General features: G+C 62.4%; 21 protein-coding genes. 10 read left to right on the top strand and 11 right to left on the bottom strand.

Translation table 11 applies throughout. The features are described 5' to 3' along the window. Positions 1-3: 3 nt before the first annotated feature. Together ABHM97_RS06140 and ABHM97_RS06135 are read right to left on the bottom strand one after the other, a co-directional pair. Positions 4-321, bottom strand: a complete 318-nt coding sequence (locus tag ABHM97_RS06140; RefSeq protein ID WP_349469970.1) for a DUF6504 family protein — start codon at positions 319-321, stop codon at positions 4-6. Between the two features lie 79 nt (positions 322-400). Further along, the gene (locus tag ABHM97_RS06135; protein ID WP_349469969.1) at positions 401-1,456 is read right to left on the bottom strand and encodes an FAD-dependent monooxygenase; all 1,056 of its coding nucleotides are present in this window, start codon (positions 1,454-1,456) and stop codon (positions 401-403) included. 58 nt (positions 1,457-1,514) lie between these two features. Between ABHM97_RS06135 and ABHM97_RS06130 the strand changes: the two genes are divergently transcribed. Together ABHM97_RS06130 and ABHM97_RS06125 are read left to right on the top strand one after the other, a co-directional pair. After that, positions 1,515-2,051, top strand: coding sequence for a TetR/AcrR family transcriptional regulator (locus ABHM97_RS06130; protein WP_349469968.1), 537 nt, complete (start codon positions 1,515-1,517; stop codon positions 2,049-2,051). Positions 2,052-2,098: 47 nt separating this feature from the next. Next, positions 2,099-2,488 carry a hypothetical protein gene (locus ABHM97_RS06125; protein WP_235520807.1) on the top strand — a complete coding sequence of 130 codons (390 nt, stop codon included), beginning with the start codon at positions 2,099-2,101 and terminating at the stop codon, positions 2,486-2,488. 3 nt (positions 2,489-2,491) lie between these two features. On the opposite strand, the gene ABHM97_RS06120 is transcribed toward ABHM97_RS06125, so the two are convergent. Further along, complete coding sequence (locus ABHM97_RS06120; protein WP_349469967.1) at positions 2,492-3,256, bottom strand: SOS response-associated peptidase; 765 nt, start codon at positions 3,254-3,256, stop codon at positions 2,492-2,494. 154 nt (positions 3,257-3,410) lie between these two features. On the opposite strand from ABHM97_RS06120, the gene ABHM97_RS06115 reads away from it, so the two are divergent. The 3 genes from ABHM97_RS06115 to ABHM97_RS06105 all read left to right on the top strand — a co-directional run bounded on the left by ABHM97_RS06115 (position 3,411) and on the right by ABHM97_RS06105 (position 5,543). Beyond that, entirely contained in the window at positions 3,411-3,671 is a 261-nt protein-coding gene (locus ABHM97_RS06115; protein WP_091467878.1) for a mycoredoxin, read from the top strand. 148 nt (positions 3,672-3,819) lie between these two features. Continuing rightward, positions 3,820-4,905, top strand: a complete 1,086-nt coding sequence (locus ABHM97_RS06110; RefSeq protein ID WP_284985783.1) for an S-(hydroxymethyl)mycothiol dehydrogenase — start codon at positions 3,820-3,822, stop codon at positions 4,903-4,905. Beyond that, positions 4,902-5,543, top strand: a complete 642-nt coding sequence (locus ABHM97_RS06105; RefSeq protein WP_349469966.1) for an MBL fold metallo-hydrolase — start codon at positions 4,902-4,904, stop codon at positions 5,541-5,543. Before ABHM97_RS06110 ends, ABHM97_RS06105 begins: the two co-directional genes overlap by 4 nt. Positions 5,544-5,623: 80 nt before the next feature. Here ABHM97_RS06105 and ABHM97_RS06100 read toward each other — a convergent pair whose 3' ends face one another. The 3 genes from ABHM97_RS06100 to ABHM97_RS06090 are packed head-to-tail and all read right to left on the bottom strand — an operon-like array spanning position 5,624 to position 7,697. Next, positions 5,624-6,385, bottom strand: coding sequence for a lipoate--protein ligase family protein (locus tag ABHM97_RS06100; RefSeq protein WP_349469965.1), 762 nt, complete (start codon positions 6,383-6,385; stop codon positions 5,624-5,626). Beyond that, on the bottom strand, positions 6,385-7,188 hold the full coding sequence (locus ABHM97_RS06095) for a thioesterase family protein (protein ID WP_349469964.1): 804 nt from the start codon (positions 7,186-7,188) through the stop codon (positions 6,385-6,387). The genes ABHM97_RS06100 and ABHM97_RS06095 overlap by 1 nt, the downstream gene beginning before the upstream one ends. 32 nt (positions 7,189-7,220) lie before the next feature. After that, positions 7,221-7,697, bottom strand: a complete 477-nt coding sequence (locus ABHM97_RS06090) for a DedA family protein (RefSeq protein ID WP_502921261.1) — start codon at positions 7,695-7,697, stop codon at positions 7,221-7,223. Between the two features lie 92 nt (positions 7,698-7,789). On the opposite strand from ABHM97_RS06090, the gene ABHM97_RS06085 reads away from it, so the two are divergent. Continuing rightward, positions 7,790-8,752, top strand: coding sequence for a hypothetical protein (locus ABHM97_RS06085; RefSeq protein ID WP_349469962.1), 963 nt, complete (start codon positions 7,790-7,792; stop codon positions 8,750-8,752). Here ABHM97_RS06085 and ABHM97_RS06080 read toward each other — a convergent pair. Both ABHM97_RS06080 and ABHM97_RS06075 read right to left on the bottom strand, forming a co-directional pair. Beyond that, complete coding sequence (locus tag ABHM97_RS06080; RefSeq protein WP_349469961.1) at positions 8,749-10,251, bottom strand: FAD-dependent oxidoreductase; 1,503 nt, start codon at positions 10,249-10,251, stop codon at positions 8,749-8,751. The two genes, ABHM97_RS06085 and ABHM97_RS06080, sit on opposite strands and share 4 nt — an antisense overlap. 87 nt (positions 10,252-10,338) lie before the next feature. After that, a complete protein-coding gene (locus ABHM97_RS06075) occupies positions 10,339-10,821 on the bottom strand; it encodes a DNA alkylation repair protein (RefSeq protein ID WP_349469960.1) in 483 nt (160 codons plus the stop codon). A 60-nt stretch (positions 10,822-10,881) separates the two neighbouring features. Here ABHM97_RS06075 and ABHM97_RS06070 point away from each other — a divergent pair, with 60 nt between their 5' ends. Then, complete coding sequence (locus tag ABHM97_RS06070) at positions 10,882-11,970, top strand: PDDEXK nuclease domain-containing protein (RefSeq protein ID WP_349469959.1); 1,089 nt, start codon at positions 10,882-10,884, stop codon at positions 11,968-11,970. On the opposite strand, the gene ABHM97_RS06065 is transcribed toward ABHM97_RS06070, so the two are convergent. Further along, positions 11,967-12,941, bottom strand: coding sequence for a dienelactone hydrolase family protein (locus ABHM97_RS06065; RefSeq protein WP_349469958.1), 975 nt, complete (start codon positions 12,939-12,941; stop codon positions 11,967-11,969). The genes ABHM97_RS06070 and ABHM97_RS06065 overlap by 4 nt on opposite strands. Before the next feature lie 145 nt (positions 12,942-13,086). On the opposite strand from ABHM97_RS06065, the gene ABHM97_RS06060 reads away from it, so the two are divergent. Then, a complete protein-coding gene (locus ABHM97_RS06060; protein ID WP_349469957.1) occupies positions 13,087-14,580 on the top strand; it encodes an exodeoxyribonuclease VII large subunit in 1,494 nt (497 codons plus the stop codon). Positions 14,581-14,649: 69 nt separating this feature from the next. Next, positions 14,650-15,975 (top strand): HNH endonuclease, encoded by a 1,326-nt coding sequence (locus ABHM97_RS06055; RefSeq protein WP_349469956.1) that lies wholly within the window; start codon positions 14,650-14,652, stop codon positions 15,973-15,975. Here the strand turns inward: ABHM97_RS06055 and ABHM97_RS21470 are convergent. Then, positions 15,972-16,151 (bottom strand): hypothetical protein, encoded by a 180-nt coding sequence (locus tag ABHM97_RS21470; RefSeq protein WP_502921260.1) that lies wholly within the window; start codon positions 16,149-16,151, stop codon positions 15,972-15,974. The genes ABHM97_RS06055 and ABHM97_RS21470 overlap by 4 nt on opposite strands. A gap of 1,248 nt (positions 16,152-17,399) precedes the next feature. Here ABHM97_RS21470 and ABHM97_RS06045 point away from each other — a divergent pair. Next, entirely contained in the window at positions 17,400-17,615 is a 216-nt protein-coding gene (locus ABHM97_RS06045) for a hypothetical protein (protein ID WP_349469955.1), read from the top strand. Positions 17,616-17,784: 169 nt separating this feature from the next. Here ABHM97_RS06045 and ABHM97_RS06040 read toward each other — a convergent pair whose 3' ends face one another. Next, positions 17,785-17,919, bottom strand: a complete 135-nt coding sequence (locus ABHM97_RS06040) for a hypothetical protein (RefSeq protein WP_349469954.1) — start codon at positions 17,917-17,919, stop codon at positions 17,785-17,787. Positions 17,920-17,996: the final 77 nt, after the last annotated feature.

Genomic DNA, 17,996 nt, shown 5'->3' with positions numbered 1-17,996 from the left:
GGGTCACGCTGCTTCGTCGGGTTCAACGGCGCGTGCAGGTGCGGCGTCGTGGATGCGGAGTAGCCGCCATCGCCCGCTGCCAAGGTGGCGGACGACGTCGAGGGTGATGGTGTTTTCGAGTTGTACGCGCCAGATTTCGTGGTCAACCAGCCCTGCTCCGCTGCCGATGGGTGCACGGGTTTCCTCTGCCCACCACTTGCGCCGTTCGAACCATCGGTTCGGTTCTCCCGTGACTTTGTAGCTGGTCCCTTTCCATGTGACTTCCAGTGGCTGGCCCTGGTCTGCGCAGATGACGTCCACTGATTCGCTGAACAGTCCCATATCCACACTCCTTGCGCCTGAGTTCTTATTCGAAAGTATGTTCGAATACTTCCAGTTTACGACGCTGTACCGACAAAACCTACTTCGAAGTTTTCGCCTTTCCGTGGGTTCGGGAGACACTCTTTCCCGCTTGCTTCAGCAAGGCATCCCGCGCTGGTTGCCAGCGCTGGGCGAGGGAAATCCTGCCCATCAGGGACGATGCCAACCGCATTTGCTGAGTACGGAGTACACGCTTCCTTTCATACTTGGCGAGCGCTTCCTCTATTGGCAGGTCATTGAGCAGCCCTCCCAGGGTCACGGCATCAATGAGTGCTTCGCAGGCGCCCCTGCCGAGGTTGGGCGTCATGGCGTGGGCGGCATCTCCGATCAATACGACCCTTCCCTTTGCATAGCGGGCAAGGGCAGGGGTGGTCCAGATGCGTTGGGCCAGCGAATTTTTGTCGGATGCCTGGGAAAGCACCTGCTGCACGGCTGATGAGTACCCGGCATAGCGCCCCCTTGTCTCTTCGAGCGCTTCTTCGACGTCGACCCGCCCTGGACCCAGGTGGGATCTGAAGGAGGCGTACCAGTTGGTTCCGCCCAAGGCCGGGGCCATGCCGAAAATCTCGCCCTTGCCCCAGTACTCTCCAACATCCCCGGGTGATGGGACCGTGGGTACTACCCCACGTATGGCCAGGAACGGCGTCGCCTTGGCGGTACTGCGTTTCCCCCATGCAGCTTGGCGAACCACGCTATGGACGCCGTCCGCACCCACCGTCAACCCAGCGGGAGCGGGAAGGCTTTCCACCCGCTGCGTAACCCGGCGTACGACGCCCGGCACGGCGGAGTCCAGCAGGCTGAGCAGCTCGGTCCGGGAGACGCCAAGCAAGCCCCCTCCTTCCATGGACAGCACCGGCTCTCCTCCCGGTTTCCGTAGGGCGCCCGCGGTGATGATGGAGCCCCGGGCCCTTACTGCACCGAGGATCCCCAACCGGGACAGGGCCCGCTGGGCTTGGGGCCACATCGCCAACGTTGTTCCGACAGTGGGGAGTTGGGGTTTTTGCTCGTGCAGGGTGACCGTGAAGCGTCCGGGATCCAGCCGGGCTGCGAGCGCCAGCCCGGCTATGCCGCCGCCAATAATGTCTACGTTTTCCATGCGGTCACAGTACTACTACATTTGTAGTACCAACAGGGGTTGAAGCTAGACTTTCGCCATGGCTGACCGACGCACACTCCTGGCCGACGCAGCGCTCGCCGTTGTCTCCGCGCAAGGCCTCAAAGGACTCACCCACCGCGCCGTCGACGCCCAAGCCGGCGTCGCCGTCGGAACTACCTCCAACTATTTCCGCAACCGCGCCGCTTTGGTGGCAGCCGCCGTCGACCGTGTTGAACAACAAGACAACCGGATCCTGCAGCAGGGAGCCCTGGAGGTTCCGACGTCGGTGGCCGCCTTGGCGGGTCAACTCGCCACCGCAGTCGTGGCACTCGCGCACGAAAACGCTGAACTGACCCGGGCACGCTTCGTCCTCGCACTCGACCAACCCGACGTTGTGGCAGCCGGTCACGAACGGATGCTCTCCGCCTTGGCACAGGTTCTAGAAACCATGGGCATATCCGATGCCAGGGCACGGGCGGAAGCTGTGGCCGATTACAGCGACGGACTTGCACTGCACACCCTTACTGCGCGCCGTGGACAAAGCCTTGAGCCCACAGTCGTGGCGAGCAACATCCAGCGCCTCCTGGCGGGCTAACCCGCCAAGGGGTGGACGGCAGAGGGTCCGCAGAGCAGGATTGTGCCATGAGTACCAATGACGCACTCCTCAAGCAGGTCAACATCTCCGCCTCCGACGAGAACCTGGTGGCACGGTTCGAAATTGACGGCAACATTCCTGGCTCCGGCGCCTACGTCGTGGGCCTTGTTGCTGCCAGCGAAGACTACTCCTCCCAGCGCAGGTTGGGGATCGAGTTCATGAACGGTGAAGCGATCTCGTTCTACTCGTTCAACCACGCACTCAGCGCGGAGGAAAACTACGACATCAAGGGCGTGGAGCACTCCGGCAACGTCATCACGGGCAACTTCCCCATCTCTGCCATCCATGGACTCAGCAAGGGACATGTCATGACAGCGTTCAGCGAAGCAGACGGCCGGGATTTCCAGTCCGGCGTCCCCGTGAACGAAGCGCTCTGACCGCTAGAAGAGCCCTTCCACGGGTTCAATCAGTTCCGGTGAGTTGTTGCGGACATTACCCACAGCGGCACCCACCGGGTCGATGGTCCAATCGGCCGCTGCGTCGTGCGCCCTGGAACGGACCAGTTCCACCAACCCCGCCGCATCCTTTTCGCGCGGATCAAGCCAGGCTTCCATCGTCTCGGTGCTCATAGGCAAGGGAACGCGGTCATGGAGGGCAGTCAGTTCGTCAAAGACCGAGGCACTGCGCCGGGTCCGGGCTGATTCGGCCGTCGGGGTGTCTGCGGTCAGGATGGACATCGAAAGCAGCCAGCGTCCCGGGTCATCGGGTGCAGCCGACTGGTCCTTCCACCACTCATACAACCCCGCGAAGACCAGTCCATGCCCGTCCCCCGGGTGCACGTAATAGGGCTGCTTGCTCTTTCCCTCACCCTTCTTCCACTCGTAGTAGCCATCGGCAGGGACCGCACACCGGCGCGCAACGGCGGCCTTCTTGAAGGAGGGCTTCTCCAAGAGGGTTTCACTGCGGGCGTTAATCAGCCTGGCACCGCCCTTGGGATCCTTGGCCCACGAAGGCACGAGCCCCCACTTGGCAACATGCAGCTGCCTTTTCAGGTGATCGTCAACAACCCTCTCCAGGACAACGGGAACCGCATCTGTCGGGGCAACATTCCACGACTTTTCCAAGGCGATCTCGTTCTCCAGCTCGGCGTCAAAGTCGGCGAGCAGGTCCCCCACCGCACGGGCCATTACATAGCGTCCACACATGCGAACAGTCTGCCCTTTCCCGAAGGAACGCACCAGCGCGGACATGTGATGTCATGTGCGCTTCCCCCGCCGCACGGGAATTATTCGGTACCGGGTTACCGTTGTCAGGAAGGAACCAACCCGCGAAAACGACCCAATTACTGAGGAGAGCTCTGTGGACTTCACTCCCGACTCCGGCACCATCACCATGTTCTCGACCACCTGGTGCGGTTACTGCAACCGCCTGAAGAAGCAGCTGGACGCCAAGGGCATCGGCTACACCGAGATCAACATCGAAGAAGTCGATGGCACCGCCGAACTCGTCGAGCAGCTCAACGGTGGAAACCGCACCGTTCCCACCGTGCTTTTCCCGGACGGCACGGCAGCGACCAACCCTTCGGCATCCGAGGTTGAGAAACGCCTGGTCGCCGTATAACCGCTGGCTCCACGCGTAACCGCACCAGGGTCCGCCGGAACAATCCACACGCTGTCTGCCACCTGTGATAGACAGAATGGGAATCCGTAGCGGGCCCTTCTGCAGTTAACCGGGCCCGCTCTCCGCGAGCCCGAAGGGAACCCTCTCCATGGTCCACGCAGTCAAAGGCGTCGTCGTCCGCTCCAAAGGCGCGCCCGCAACCCTCGAAACCGTCTTGGTACCCGAACCCGGACCCGGCGAAGCCCTCGTCGACATCCTCACAAGCGGCGTCTGCCACACCGACCTCCACTACAAGCTGGGCGGCATCAGTGACGACTTCCCGTTCCTTCTGGGCCACGAAGCCACAGGCGTGGTCAGCGCGGTGGGTCCCGATGTCACCGACGTCGCCCCCGGCGACCGCGTAGTCCTCAACTGGCGGGCAGTCTGCGGAAACTGCCGCGCCTGTAAGCGCGGTCAAGCCCAGTACTGCTTCAACACCCACAACGCCACCCAAAAGATGACCCTCGAGGACGGCACCGAGTTGTCGCCGGCCCTGGGCATTGGAGCCTTCATCGAAAAGACGCTCGTAGCGGCCGGGCAGTGCACCAAAGTAGACGCCGACGCCGATCCCGCCGCCGTCGGCCTGCTCGGCTGCGGCGTCATGGCAGGTCTGGGCGCCGCGATCAACACCGGCGGCGTCAAGCGCGGCGACTCCGTTGCCGTCATCGGCTGCGGAGGTGTTGGCGTAGCCGCCATCGCCGGCGCTGCGCTCGCAGGGGCCACCACCATCATCGCGGTGGACATCGACCCCAAGAAGCTCGAACGCGCCAAGGAACTGGGAGCCACCCACACCGTCGATTCCTCTGCCGGGGACCCCGTCGAGGAAATCCGTGCGCTCACCGGCGGTTTCGGAGCGGACGTGGTGATTGACGCCGTCGGAAGGCCCGAAACGTATAAGCAGGCCTTCTACGCCCGCGATCTCGCCGGAACCGTTGTCCTGGTGGGCGTCCCCACCCCCGAGATGACGCTTGAGCTGCCGCTCCTGGATGTCTTTGGCCGTGGCGGCTCTTTGAAATCCTCCTGGTACGGCGACTGCCTGCCCTCCAGGGACTTCCCCATGCTGGTTGACCTTTACAAGCAGGGCAGGTTGGACCTCGATGCCTTCGTCACCGAGCGCATCTCCATCAACCAGGTGGAAGAAGCGTTCGACAAAATGCACCAGGGCGCCGTCCTCCGCTCGGTGGTTGAACTGTGAACGCCGGATCCAACCCCACGATCGATCGCGTCGTAACCTCCGGAACCTTCTCCCTCGACGGCGGAACATGGGAGGTGGACAACAACGTGTGGATCATCGGTGACGCCGACGAGTGCATCGTCATTGATCCAGCCCACGATCCCTCCGCGATTGTCGACGCCGTCAACGGCCGGGCAGTGACAGCCATCCTGCTCACACACGGCCACGACGACCACATCCGCTATGCCGGCGAATTCCGGGAGCTCACCAAGGCACCGGTGTACCTGCACAAGGACGACTGGATGCTCTGGCACGATGTCTTCCCGGAAGCCGATCCTGACAACTCCATCGCTGACGGAGACACCTTCACCGTTGCCGGGGCAACACTGGAAGCGATCCACACACCCGGCCACTCGCCGGGTTCGGTCTCCTTCCACCTGCCCAGCCAGGGGACGCTCTTCAGCGGCGATACCCTCTTCCAGGGCGGCCCAGGAGCCACGGGACGGTCCTACAGCGACTTCCCCACCATCATCGAATCCATCCGTACACGGTTGCTGCCGCTCCCCGCGGAAACAGTGGTCCGCACAGGACACGGTGACACCACCACCATCGGTTCCGAGGCCCCGCACCTGGACGAATGGATCGCCCGCGGACACTAGCCCTTAGGAACGGCTGCGGCCGGCTGCCACCTTTTTCGAGGAGGCAGCCGGCCGCAGCCGTGTTTATTGACCCGCCGCGGTTATTGCCCCAGGAGCGTCGGGAAGTCGCCGTCGAGGACGTCCGCGTAACCACGGTAGGCCTCGATCACGGCGTCCTCCACGGTTTTGACATCCAGGTGCGGCAGCAGGTCGTTTGCCGCACCAGCGGTAGCCGGATCCCAGTCCAGTCCGAGGGCCGCGTAACTGGCCGTCAGGACATCGCGGATGGGCTGCGAGTTCTCCACCACGATCACTGAACTGAAGAGCCAACCGCCGGAAACCACCCGTTGCGCGGTGCCGATCAGCTTGATCCGGTGCGAGGGAAAGTCCGGGTCCTCACCGTGGACGCTGAACTCACCGGGGCAATACTCCCCCGGGATTTCTCCGACGGCGGCGTGGACGCCAACGCTGCGCAGGGCACCGGCCAGCAAATCGCCAAATTCCGAAAACCGTGCCTTGGCCCGGACGATGGCGTCGGGGTGGGGCTCCACGTGATCGATCACCAGCGAGCCTTCGTGGTAAGCAGCCGCCCGGCCTCCGGCTTTGCGGACCAGCGGCTCGAACCCCAGCTCGCGGCACGCTTCTTCAGCGGCGCCAAAACCCGGCAGGTTCGCATCGCGCTGGCCGAAGGCAACCGTCGGCTTCGGGCGGTACAGACGCAGGGACGGCCCCAACTGACCGCTCCGGGCACGTTTCAGGAGCTCCAAAGCGAAGTCGAGGTCCTCTGCCGCCCCCAATGACTTGGGCTGACGGTATGCCGTCAGCTGTCTACGTTCCGAGACTTCCGTCGTGGCCGCACCCACTAGCTCTTCCTCAGGGTCAGGATCTGCTCGGCCCGGCCGAACGGTCCGTTGACGTCGTGAAGCACGGTGGACGTCAGGCCAATGCCGTCTGCCCCGAAGGAGACCTTGTTGTCCAACCCCAACCATTCGCCCGCAGACGCCCTGTACATGTGGATCTGCAGGTCCAGGTTGGGGAAGATGTAGCTGTTTTCTCCGGGCGGAACGCGGGCGGCGATGCCGTTGGCCGTATCCACGAGTCCCATCAGCCGTGCCAGGTCCGTGCTGTCGTCCCGATCGGTCAGCGGGTGCGAGGTCCGGATCCACACTCGGCCGGAGCCCGGACGGTGCCCCTCGGCCAAGCGCATTTCCAGGGAACGGATGTAGCCACCGGGCCACACGCTGGCGCCGTCCCACGGTTTGCACTCGTCCGGAGCGGGCATCGGTTCATCTTCGACGGCGGCCACAGCGCTGGTGTCACTGGTGATCATTCGCCATGCAGCCGCCCGGATGGCCACCCGGCCCCCTGCTGAAAGTTCGGCCTGGATGAGTTCGATGGTCCGGCCCGGCCTCAGCGTCGAGGTGGTGACCTGGAACTCCCCGCCCGGAATGAGCCCCAAAATTTCATAGCTGATCCGCGCCAGGCGAACATCCTCCCTGGGCTCGTGCCGGACCAAAGCATCAGCGATGATGCCGGAGGCCGGGGCCATGTGCTGTTCATGCGGATTCCAGGCACCCTGGGCGTGGACCGTCGAGCGGTAGCGCCCCGATCCCAACGACTTGTAGTAGAAATCGCCGTCCGCCAAATCCGGTAATGCAGTAGTCAAACCTAAGCCTTTCGCCGATCCAGCTGTAGAACTCAGACCACTGTATCCGCTGATTTGGCCGCTGCCCGACGCCGGCGGAACACGACAACCCAGACCACAACCGCCGCCAAAGTGGCAACGCCCAACGCGGCACCCACAGGCGACGCCGCAGCCACCGCCAACCAGGCCTCCAAGGCAGCCAGGCCAATGGTGGCGTACAGCAATGCCCAGATCACGGAGCCGATAACGGCTGCAGGGAGGTAACGGCGCAGCGGCATACGGGCCACGCCGGCTGCCAGGTTGATGGCCGTCTGCAGGCCAATGGTCAGGAAGGAAAGCACGACGGCGTACGGACCCCAACGCTGGATGAGCGCTTGGGCCCGGGCTGCTTTGGGTCGCTCCAGGGAATTGCCCAAACGGGTGTGCGCTAAGCCGGCAACCGCTCCCCGGCCAATCCAATACGTGACGTTGACGCGGATCATGACGATGGCGAAGAGCGCCGCGAGGGCGACACCGAAGGGCAAGCTCATGATCTGGTCCACTCGACTTAGGCTACCCTAAGTACCCGCCCTCCGCGGATTCGGTCCACCGGGTTCGTCCGGAGGAACCCTAGGATGGGTCCATGGATCTCCGCGACGCTGCCCAGGAGCTGTACGCCGTCATGCCGCGCGACTTCACAACGCAGCGCACAGCCTTGGTCCGGAAAGCCAAAGACAACGGCGAAAAGGAGCTGTCGAAGGAAATCGGCAGCCTTCCCAAGCCAGCTGCCGGAGCCTGGGCCATCAACATGCTTGCCGTTCACAAACCCGAGGTGATTGACGGCGTCGTACGTTTTGGCAGTTCCCTCCGGGCCGCGCAGGAAGCGTCGGACGCGGGGGCTTTTCGCGAACTCGGACAGAAACGCCAAGGTGAACTGACTGCGGCCGTGCACGCTGCCAAAGACCTTGCGGGCGAGCTCGGAGCGCCGCTCAGCGCAGCAGCGGCTGCCGACGTCGAACAGACCTTGAGGGCAGCGATGGCTGATGCCAGAGCCGCGACAGCCGTGGCGACTGGCAGGCTGGTACGGGGGCTGAGCAGCAGCGGGTTCGAAGCAGTCGACCTCGACGGCGCCGTTGCGGCTGCCGGTCCCGAGGCCGCTGCACGCCCTGCCTCGAAAGTGCCTGAGCAACAGGTGCACACGCCAAAGAAGCGGGATAAACCGGAACCTGCCAGGAAAACGCGGGCGCCCAAGAATGCACCCCAGGATGAAGCTACGTCCCTGGCCGAGCGTCGGGCAGCCAAGCGGACGGCAGCGCTGGAGGAAGCCCGCGCCGCGTTCGATGCTGCCGATCAGGAGGCGCGGGAAGCGGAACAGGCGGCGGCCGCGGCGTGGGAGGCTGTGAAGGAACTGGCCGATCGCCGTGCGGGCGTGAAGGCGGACATCGAGGAAGCCAAGCGCCGCCTGGCGGAGCTGGAAGCCGAATTGATCGGCCTCACCAGGGACGCGGACACCGCTGAATCCAAGAAGAAGCTCGCAGTCAGGGCCGCGACCCAGCAACGACGCACCGCGGACCAGGCGCAAAGACGCGTAGAGCGATTGGGTTAGTCCTTCTTCCTGACCAAGGACTTTTGCAGGTGATGGGTCGCGGGACCTTCAAGGTATTTGCCTTCCGGGGTGAAGCGCGATCCGTGCAAAGGGCAATCCCAGGTCTTCTCGGCGTCGTTCCACGTCAGCAAGCCGCCAAGGTGCGCGCAACTGCCCGAGACCCTGCAGACCTTCCCGTCCACGGTGGACACCGCCGCCGGTTCACCCTTGTAAAGTCCGACGACGCCGCTCCCCTCGGGCGGGCGGGTTTCGTCAGTGATTTCCGGGTTGTTCTTGACTTTGGATTTGTCCTCCACCATCCGGCGGGCAATGTCCGCGTTGTGCCGGATCGCCTCGGCTGCTCCCTTGGGCGAGGTGACGCGGTGGTGGATGGTGGTAGCCCAGTCCGAGTGGCCACCCAGAATCTCGGAGGTGATGGCCAAGGCAGCGGCGACCCCATTACTCATGCCCCACTTGTTGTATCCGGTGCCGAAGAAGATCCGGCCCTTGCCGCGGGGAAGCTTGCCGAAGAACGGCATGAGATTTGTCGCCTGGTAATCCTGGGCGGACCAGGTGTGGGTGACCTCGGCCCCCGGATAGTGCTGGTTGGCCCATCCGAGGAGGTCCTCCAGATGTTGTCGTGGCGACGTCGCCCGCCCACCTGCATGCCCGTAACCGCCCACCAGTAACAGTTCCGCGTCGGCTGCCGGGTAGGTGCGTTGGGACCTCGTGGGCGAATCAATGGAGAGGTACATACCCCGAGGAATGGCGCCCGGCACCCTCAAAGCGGCGGCGTAGGACCGGTTCGGCTCCAGCTTGGCAAAGTACAGGCCGCGGTCCAGGATGGGTGTGCCTGTCGCGAGCACTACTGTGTCAGCGGTGAAGCTGCCTTTCCTGGTGGTGACGTTCAGGGGCCGGTCGCCGCTGACGTTTTGAACTTGCACCCCTTCAACAACCAGGCCGCCGTGTTCACGGATATCCCGGGCCAGCGCGTCCAGGACCTCCATCGGATGGATCTGTGCTTGGCCTTCAAGTTCCAGCGCCTCCACCACCTTGAAAGGCAAGCCGGCATCTCGGCTGAAATGGACGTCCAGACCTGCGTCCCGCGAGACCGCAGCTTCCTTGCGGAGCCGCTGGCCGCCGTCGTCGGTGGTTGCGAAGGTGATGGCTGTCCGGCGCTGGAACGGGACAGCTTGCTGCTCCATATACTGCGTGAGCCACGCTTGTCCCGTCCTGTTGGCCTCCACGTAGGCGTGCACCACCTTCAACGGGTACTGGCTGCGCAAAGCCGACAACGTGCCGCCTTGAAGGAGGCTCAACTTTCCGGTGGTATTGCCAGTGGTCACAGCACCCAGGTTTCGGGCTTCGAAGACCACCACCCGCTGGCCGGACCGCGACAACAGCAGCGCGGCTACCATCCCGGTGATTCCCGCTCCCACCACTATCGAGTCAAAGTGCTTCTCCTGTGGGACGGGGTCGGATGTGAAGTCTGACTCCCTGTCCAACCACAGTGATTTCATCGAACAACCTGCCTCTCAATTCACGGAATTGGCTCCTGGCATGTGTTGATGGAAACGGTAGGCGGCCCGCTGGTGCTTATCAAGGGGCTATGGTGCGGCGGCGAGGCTGGCTGCATGTTGCAGTTCACTATCCGGGTCGTTGGCCCATCGCTCCAGCACCCGCTCTGCCCTCTCCCTGGCCAAACCCTCGAGCCGGGCCAGCAACGGTCGCACCACATCTTTGGCCAGGGGCTCGACGAGTTCGCGGGTTCCGGCGCTCCGGATAAAGCCTTCAATGCGCGTCAGGTCCGTGTTGACCAGTAAAGCTACCTTTGTCTGGAGCAGGACCACCGCTGCCAGCCGCCGCTCGAACACCGGCTCCTCCCACAGCTCAGAGCTCAGGGCCGTGATGTCGTCGTGGCTGAGGTTCTTGTACCGCTTCAAGGCGTCACGGACCGTTCCGCGTATTGCGCCTACCGATGCACCATAAACCTTCAGGCCTTGGCCGAGGCGTTCGCTGGTCTCGGCAGCTTTCTCCCAGGTCGATTCCATCTGCAGCGTGTAGTCCACGAATTCACCGGCTTCACTCACACGCCTATTTTGTCAGGGCCTCCCCATACCGTCGTTTTACCAGCCACTGACAGGAGAAACATGCCGTCCCAAGAGCTCGCCGCCGAGGCGTCATTCCCGGGTGTTCCCGCCGCATCGTCGATGCCCGACTGGTACCCCACGCTGCTCGACACCGTGGCCAGGGAAGTCCGGGTCGGCCGCACCCGTGCGATGGCGGCGGCCAACAGCGAGCTCTTGAACTCCTACTGGAGCATCGGGCGGCAACTGGCCGAACGCGAATCGGAGCAAGGCTGGGGCGCCAAGGTAGTCACACGATTGTCTGCCGACATCCGCACGCGGTTCCCCGGAGCGAAGGGCTTCTCCCCCAGGAACCTGCGGTACATGAAGAGCTTCGCGCAGGCCTGGCCGGACTTCCCAATGTTGCAAGCGCCGCTTGCAACATTGCCGTGGTACCACCAGATCGCCCTGCTGGAAAAGCTCGACGACGCCGCCACGCGGCTTTGGTACGCCGCGGCCGCTGCCCAGCATGGATGGTCGCGGAACGTTTTGACTCACCAGATCTCCACGCGCTTGCATGAACGCTCCGGGCAAGCCATCACCAACTTCGCTTCCACCATGGTCCGTGCGGACTCCGATCTCGCGCAGCAGGCAACCAAGGATCCCTACGTTTTCGATTTCCTTGCCATGACCGATCGACACACTGAACGGGACCTGGAGGTGCAGTTGGTGAAGCATGTGGAGAAGTTCCTGTTGGAGCTTGGCCAGGGGTTCGCCTTTGTTGGCGAGCAGGTCCGGCTGGAAATCGCCGGTGACGAATTCTTTGCCGACCTGCTGTTCTACCACCTGAAGCTTCGTTGCTACATGGTGATTGAACTCAAGGCAGTGAAGTTCGAACCCGGATTCCTGGGGCAGCTGGGCATGTACATGGCAGCCGTGGATGACCTGATGGCGCACCCGGACGACAAGCCAACCATTGGGTTGCTGCTGTGCAAGGAGAAGAACAGCGTGGTGGCCGAGTACGCGCTCCGTGGCTTCAACGCACCCGTGGGCATCGCGGAATGGAAGACCTCACTTGCGGATTCCTTGCCGGACGAGCTGGTGTCCAGCCTGCCCAGCATCGAGACGTTGGAGGCAGAGCTCGCGAGCGAAGCGGCCCGGTTGCGGGGCTAGACGTTGTCCCTGAACCACGCCAGAGTGTCGTTCCATGCCGCCGTTGCCTGGGCTTCCACGTAGCGGTCACTGGTGTCGTTGTGGAAGGCATGGTCCACGCCGGGATACACCTTGAGCTGGTGCTTGACGCTGGTCCTGTCCAGCGCTTCCTGGAGTTGCGGCATGGGGCCCGTGATTCGCGCATCCTTCTCGGCATACACACCCATCACTGCCGGCTTGATGGTTGGCACCTTGGCCAAGTCCGGGGCCGGGCCGTAGAAGGCGCTCGCTGCTTTGAGTCCTGGAATCTCCGTGCTCGCCTGCCACGTGATGCCGCCGCCGAAACAGAAACCGATCATGGCGATACGGCCCTGCTCCACGAATCCCTGGCCGTTGAGGAACTCGAAGGCCGCTTTGAAGTCACCCACATGGCGTGCTACGCCAGCCTGGGTCAGCGCACCAGGAACGGCGTCAGGGTCCATGTTGGCGGTTCCGCCCTCCCTGCTGAGAAGGTCCACGGCCAGCGCGACGTATCCTTGCTTGGCGAAGCGTCGGGCCACGTCTTGGATATGCGGGGTGAGGCCTCGGTTTTCGTGGCAGATCAGGACGGCAGGGTGTTGCCCTCCGTCCTCGGGCCGGGCCAGGTAGCCACTGATTTGGGTTCCTTGAGACTGGAAATTGACTGGAGCCGTGGTCAGCCCCGCTGCGCCTTCCGGGACCGACAGCGGACTTTTGGCGTTGGGCACGGCCGTTGTGGCAGTGTCTTTTGGTGCCGCCGATCCGGTGGCCGTTGGGGTCGGCATAGGATCCGTTGCCCTCGGTATCTCCTGCGGTGTACAGCCCACCAACATCATGGCCGCCGCCGTGGCTGTCATGCTGCCCATGATGAATGCCACCCGCCGGGTAAACGTCCCGTGCGACATTTCGCCGGAGCGGTAATCGTCGTAGAACTCTTCGATCAGGTACTTCTCAAACTTCTCAAGCTGCACCATGGGACGTCCTTTCAAAGTTGGCCAACATCTTCCCCTGAAGTTGGGACGCGGACAAGGGTGGGACGGTTAATACCGTCAGAAAAGGCCACCGCACGTCACTACTATTCAGAGGTAACCATGACCCGACGGAGGGGAGCATTCGGGAATGACGGGAATCGCTAAGGGATTGGAAAATTCGGCCATATCGGCCAAAAGTGTTGAGCAGGTCTACGAGGAGATTCGCGGTCCCCTGCAGGCACTGGCCCTCACCGTCATTGCCGAGTGTCGGAACGCAGAGCCCAAAGCATCGGGCTGGACCTTTGACCTGGTGACGGTGAGTGGTGAGCGGACTTTTGTCCTTCCCGCAAGGGTGTGGAATGCCGAACTGACTACGATCAAAAGGGCCTTCGATGCAGCTGGAGAGAGCTTCAAGGCGGCCATGATTGACGGCATGGAACTGGAAGTTTCCGGACAACTGCGAATGTGGTCCGAGACCGGCGACATTTATTTGAAGGTCACTGACATTTCATCGGATTTCTCCCTCAACGGTGCGATGCTCCTGAAGGATCGCCAAACGCTTCAAGCACTTAAGGACGATTTTCCGGGTCACTCGAGACTCCACGCCGATGACGACGCGATATATGAGGACGCCAAAGACGGTTTTTCGTTAGGACGATTACGCAAGATCACTGTGATCTCGCCGGAAAAATCTCAGGGTGTCCAGGACTTCAAGCACCACCTGAGCATTTCGAAGAGTGGGAACAAGCCGGAAATCACGTATCGTCACATGAGCTTGAGTGGTCAGTCGGCAGCCGCGACCCTACGAACCTACTGTGATGAAGCGCGCAGGAACGGTCATGATCTTGTTGTCATTACGCGAGGCGGCGGCCACTGGCGGACTATGCGGGGGTTCCAGGATGAAGAACTGGCGCGTGCCATCCTTGAATCGCCCGTGCCCGTTATCACCGGCATTGGGCACCGTCAGGACGTATCCATCGCTGACCGGGCAGCCACGGCATCTTTCACGACTCCGACAGCCGCCGCGGTGGCGATCACGACCCCCTCAGCCAGCCCCGGAGCATCTGGGAAAAAGTACCCGACGTCCTTTAAGGAAAGCCTTGGGGCCGAGCGCCGAAAGGTTGCGAGACTTGAGCGAGACGTATTGTCCATGCGGCAGTCGCTCGCCCATTCCCACGATGAGCTGGCATCGGCTAATGCGGCCCTTCGCCGGTATGAAGCGGATCTGGCAGCAGGCAACGGCGCGCTCAGGGAAAGCTGGGCATCGTTTATCGCCTCTGACCGTCAACACGGACTGGACCTGCTTGAGCTGGCAACGCGCCGAGTGCGCGGATACTCCTGGCTGCTGACCTTGGCGACGCTGGGCTTGGCAGTCACGTTCGTGCTCAACTCAACGCTCATTGCCATTTGGCTGACTGGTTCGGACGACCACGGGCTCGGGCTTTGGCTGGCTATCGGCACAGTGGCCCTTACGGTCTTTGCCCTCTTAGCGCAGTTCTCTTCGCGAAAGCACCTGAATGAAAAGCACAAAAGACCTCTGAAACAACCACCGGTAACTGTCCGTGAGTGGGAGATCCGAATTATGAATGTAAGGACAGTTCGGGCCCTCCGGAAACTACTGCACCATATACCGGTGGGCTGACCAGACAGGACATTTTGGCTCATCACCTGGTGGCCCTATTTTGTCGGTGCCTGCTGGGAGAGTGTTCTCATGGAGCAGGTTCGGGAGGGGCAGTCGGGTGCGGTGGCTATGTCTGCGCCGGTTCGTTCCGCTGCTGCTGTTGCGAACTGTGCCACTGGCGCTGGTTACGGGCCGGACGGTACGGTCAGTGGTGACCTGATCCAGCAGTTGCGGGTGCTGGAGGACATGAAGTCGGCCATCTCGAGTTTGCAGGCCAAGATCGCTGTGGCTTTTGACCTGGCCCAGCGGCAGGAACAGGCAGAGAAAGGTATCCCGGCTTCGGAGCGGGGCAAGGGTATTGGGGCGCAGGTGGCGTTGGCCCGGCGGGAGTCACCAAACAAAGGCTCCCGGCTGCTGGGCCTGGCCAAGGCTCTGGTCACGGAAATGCCGCACACCATGGCCGCGCTGGAATCCGGGCAGCTGAACGAATGGCGGGCAACGCTGCTGGTCAAGGAAACGGCGTGCTTATCTGCTGAGGACCGGGCCGCAGTGGATGAGGAACTGGCCCCCGACACCGGCACGTTCGATGGTGCCGGGGACAAAGCCATCGCTGCCGCCGTGAAGGCCGCCGCATACCGCCGGGATCCCCGCTCTGTGACCGAACGCGCAGCGCACGCCGCGTCCGAACGGTACGTCAGCCTCCGCCCCGCACCGGACACCATGGCCTACCTGACCGCCCTGTTGCCCGTCGCCCAAGGCGTCGCCGTGTTCGCGGCACTGACCCGGCAAGCTGGTACGGCCCGGTCCGACGGTGATACCCGGTCCAAGGGACAGGTCATGGCCGACACCCTGGTCGAACGGACCACCGGCACCGCAGCCGGGTACACGGGTATCGACCTGCAACTGGTCATGACCGACAGGACACTCCTGGCCGGGGACAGCGAACCGGCACGGCTGAATGGCTACGGGATCGTCCCCGCCGGCTGGGCCCGGGAACTGCTCAGCAACAGTCAAGGCAGTGACGGGCCCGGGGCTTACTACCAGGACTTCAACGTCTGGGTCCGCAGGCTCTACACCGCCCCGCGAACCGGTGAACTACTCGCCACCGACTCACGGGCACGCTTCTTCCCACCCGGAATACGACGCTTCATCGAAACACGCGACAATACCTGCCGCACCCCCTACTGCGACGCGCCCATCCGACACCTGGACCACATCATCCCGTGGCATTCAGGCGGTCCCACCACGGTCGACAACGGCACCGGACTCTGCGAAGCCTGCAACCACACCAAAGAAAACCCCGGCTGGACGGCGACACCGGAAGCAGGAAGCCGGCACACGCTCAGAATCACCACACCCACAGGCCACAGCTACCAATCACAAGCTCCACCACTGCCCGGGTACCGGCGAAACTAGCTCGCGGGATCGTATTGGAACTCCCTCAGTTCCTGGGCGCACCGACAGGCCACAGCGATCCTGGCTGCCCATTCGATGGCTGCTTCACGGGTGGGCAACTCCAGGACCGTATAGCCGCCGTTGGGCTCCCCAAGCCTCGGATAGGCGCCGGGTTCCACCGCGCCTTCCGGCGCCACGCGCAAGGGTCCACGTTCTCATTGATACCGCCACCGAAGACGTAACGCCTGCTTCTTTAGCCTCTTCGATCACTGCATGCGCGGCGTCGGCGACGGCTTGGAATTCCCCTTCAGGGATCCCCATCGCTTCGCTCGGAAATGAAGGGCGAACCCTGGGGCTGACTGAACCGGAGACAGGCGTGTGTGACTTGCGGTGCTGGACTGGGGTGTGAATACTGGGCCGCGTCGAGTCGGGGCACCAGCCTCGCGGCAAGCAAAGTTGGGGGAACAGCTTGAAAAAGGAGAACATCAATCTCTGGACTCGCGATGCTTTTGCTGGTCGGATCATCTTTGGTAGCAGCTCCTGCAAACGCTGCACCACTGACTACAAGCTCAACGCACCGTTTAGATCCGACAGGATGGGACCCTCTGCCGGCAGTGGAGAAACTCGGAAATCTAGCCGTCCCGGCAGCGTCAAACGGTCGGCAAAACCTCTCGAGTTCCAGCGAGGGCACCACAAATACCGCATCGGGCAGTGACCTTCCAGAACTGACCTTCACACCGGTGGCAGAGAACGGGGCCCAGCCTGTGTCCAAGTATTCTAATGGGCATCCAGCCACCGTATAGTCCGCTAAGAACCACGGTTTCGTGGTAGGGAAGAATACCAACGGGACCACAGCTGGGTTCGTTTCCATCAAGCATGCAGATGCACCGTCCAGTTACAAATTCTCGGTAGACGGCTTGGGAAAATCGCCTAATCTTGAAATCCAACACGATGGGTCGATTTGGGTGCGGGACGACAGTGGGAACGTGGTCAACTTCATTCAAAGGCCTTGGGCCAGGGACTCAGCCGGACAGAGCCTTCCGACACGCTATGGAGTCGAAGGAAGCGTCATCACACAAACGATCGATCTAACGAGCGCCACTTTCCCAGTTGTGGCGGACCCTTCGTTCGGTTGTGGTTTCGCTAACTGCACGGTTCAGTTCAACAAATCGGAAACAAGGGATTGGGCGACCGCCTCACCCCCAGTGCTGGCGGCCCTGGTCGGTGGCTGCGGAGCAGCCGGGGGCCCTTACGCCGCGGCCGCTTGCGGCGCGGCCAGTGGAGCCATTGTGACTTCTGCAGTGCTGGCGACTAACCACGGCGAATGTGTAGAACTTCACTTCGTTGGCAGTCCCCCAGCTATGACGTGGTTGCCGTGGAATTATTCGGGCGGCTACTGCAGCTAAGTAGCACCCTCCCCGCAATCCACTTCGAAGGGAATTAGAATGGCCAGCTTCACACCGAAAATGTATGCGTGGCGCCGACCGCTATGGCCAGTTACTACGATCATCATTATCGCCGATGTAGTGATCGGCTTTCTCATCACCAAAGGAACAGACCCTGCCATTGGCACCGCCGCAGCCGCAATCACGATAGTGTGGCTGGTCTTGGGCCAGTCCATCGGACCAAAGCTTAGGAACGCCCCAAAAACAGAAACCTAGGCGCAATCAGAAAACCTGTGACGGACAAGAGAGCCTGCACCCCTAGCAGAGGTGCAGGCTCTCCCTGTCAGTCAGCTGTTCTGCCTCACGGTTCCATGCCCGGGCGACGGGTTTATGAAATGGCCTTGAGCACGGCCACAACCTTCCTTTTGCAGGACCTGGCTGTCCTTCACCTGGTGAGGTCCCTTAGCCACCACGGGTCCCCGACTGTGGTTGCGGTCGGTTCTCCTGAAACCGTGAGGCTCGGTGCGTCGATAAACTCGATACGCAGGTTTGATCCGGCATCCTCCAGGACGTTTGACACGGTGCAATTTTTGATTTCAAGGGCGGACACCATCCACGTGTCGTCCGAATCCGCGTCGCGGGTTCTGTCTCCTATTG

Source organism: Paenarthrobacter sp. CAP02 (assembly GCF_040137855.1).
Lineage (GTDB): Bacteria > Actinomycetota > Actinomycetes > Actinomycetales > Micrococcaceae > Arthrobacter.
The sequence above is the reverse complement of the archived record's forward strand: the minus strand, read 5'-3'. Positions and strand labels throughout refer to the sequence as shown.

Bases quoted from the DNA above. Each gene is read 5' to 3' on its own strand.
- ABHM97_RS06070 (WP_349469959.1), top strand. From the start codon at position 10,882: ATGCCGTCCCAAGAGCTCGCCGCCGAGGCGTCATTCCCGGGTGTTCCC.
- ABHM97_RS06080 (WP_349469961.1), bottom strand. From the start codon at position 10,251: ATGAAATCACTGTGGTTGGACAGGGAGTCAGACTTCACATCCGACCCC.
- ABHM97_RS06120 (WP_349469967.1), bottom strand. From the start codon at position 3,256: ATGTGTGGACGCTATGTAATGGCCCGTGCGGTGGGGGACCTGCTCGCC.
- ABHM97_RS06090 (WP_502921261.1), bottom strand. From the start codon at position 7,697: ATGAGCTTGCCCTTCGGTGTCGCCCTCGCGGCGCTCTTCGCCATCGTC.
- ABHM97_RS06135 (WP_349469969.1), bottom strand. From the start codon at position 1,456: ATGGAAAACGTAGACATTATTGGCGGCGGCATAGCCGGGCTGGCGCTC.
- ABHM97_RS06085 (WP_349469962.1), top strand. From the start codon at position 7,790: ATGGATCTCCGCGACGCTGCCCAGGAGCTGTACGCCGTCATGCCGCGC.
- ABHM97_RS06125 (WP_235520807.1), top strand. From the start codon at position 2,099: ATGAGTACCAATGACGCACTCCTCAAGCAGGTCAACATCTCCGCCTCC.
- ABHM97_RS06110 (WP_284985783.1), top strand. From the start codon at position 3,820: ATGGTCCACGCAGTCAAAGGCGTCGTCGTCCGCTCCAAAGGCGCGCCC.
- ABHM97_RS06065 (WP_349469958.1), bottom strand. From the start codon at position 12,941: ATGGTGCAGCTTGAGAAGTTTGAGAAGTACCTGATCGAAGAGTTCTAC.
- ABHM97_RS06060 (WP_349469957.1), top strand. From the start codon at position 13,087: ATGACGGGAATCGCTAAGGGATTGGAAAATTCGGCCATATCGGCCAAA.
- ABHM97_RS06055 (WP_349469956.1), top strand. From the start codon at position 14,650: ATGGAGCAGGTTCGGGAGGGGCAGTCGGGTGCGGTGGCTATGTCTGCG.
- ABHM97_RS06045 (WP_349469955.1), top strand. From the start codon at position 17,400: ATGGCCAGCTTCACACCGAAAATGTATGCGTGGCGCCGACCGCTATGG.
- ABHM97_RS06130 (WP_349469968.1), top strand. From the start codon at position 1,515: ATGGCTGACCGACGCACACTCCTGGCCGACGCAGCGCTCGCCGTTGTC.
- ABHM97_RS06140 (WP_349469970.1), bottom strand. From the start codon at position 321: ATGGGACTGTTCAGCGAATCAGTGGACGTCATCTGCGCAGACCAGGGC.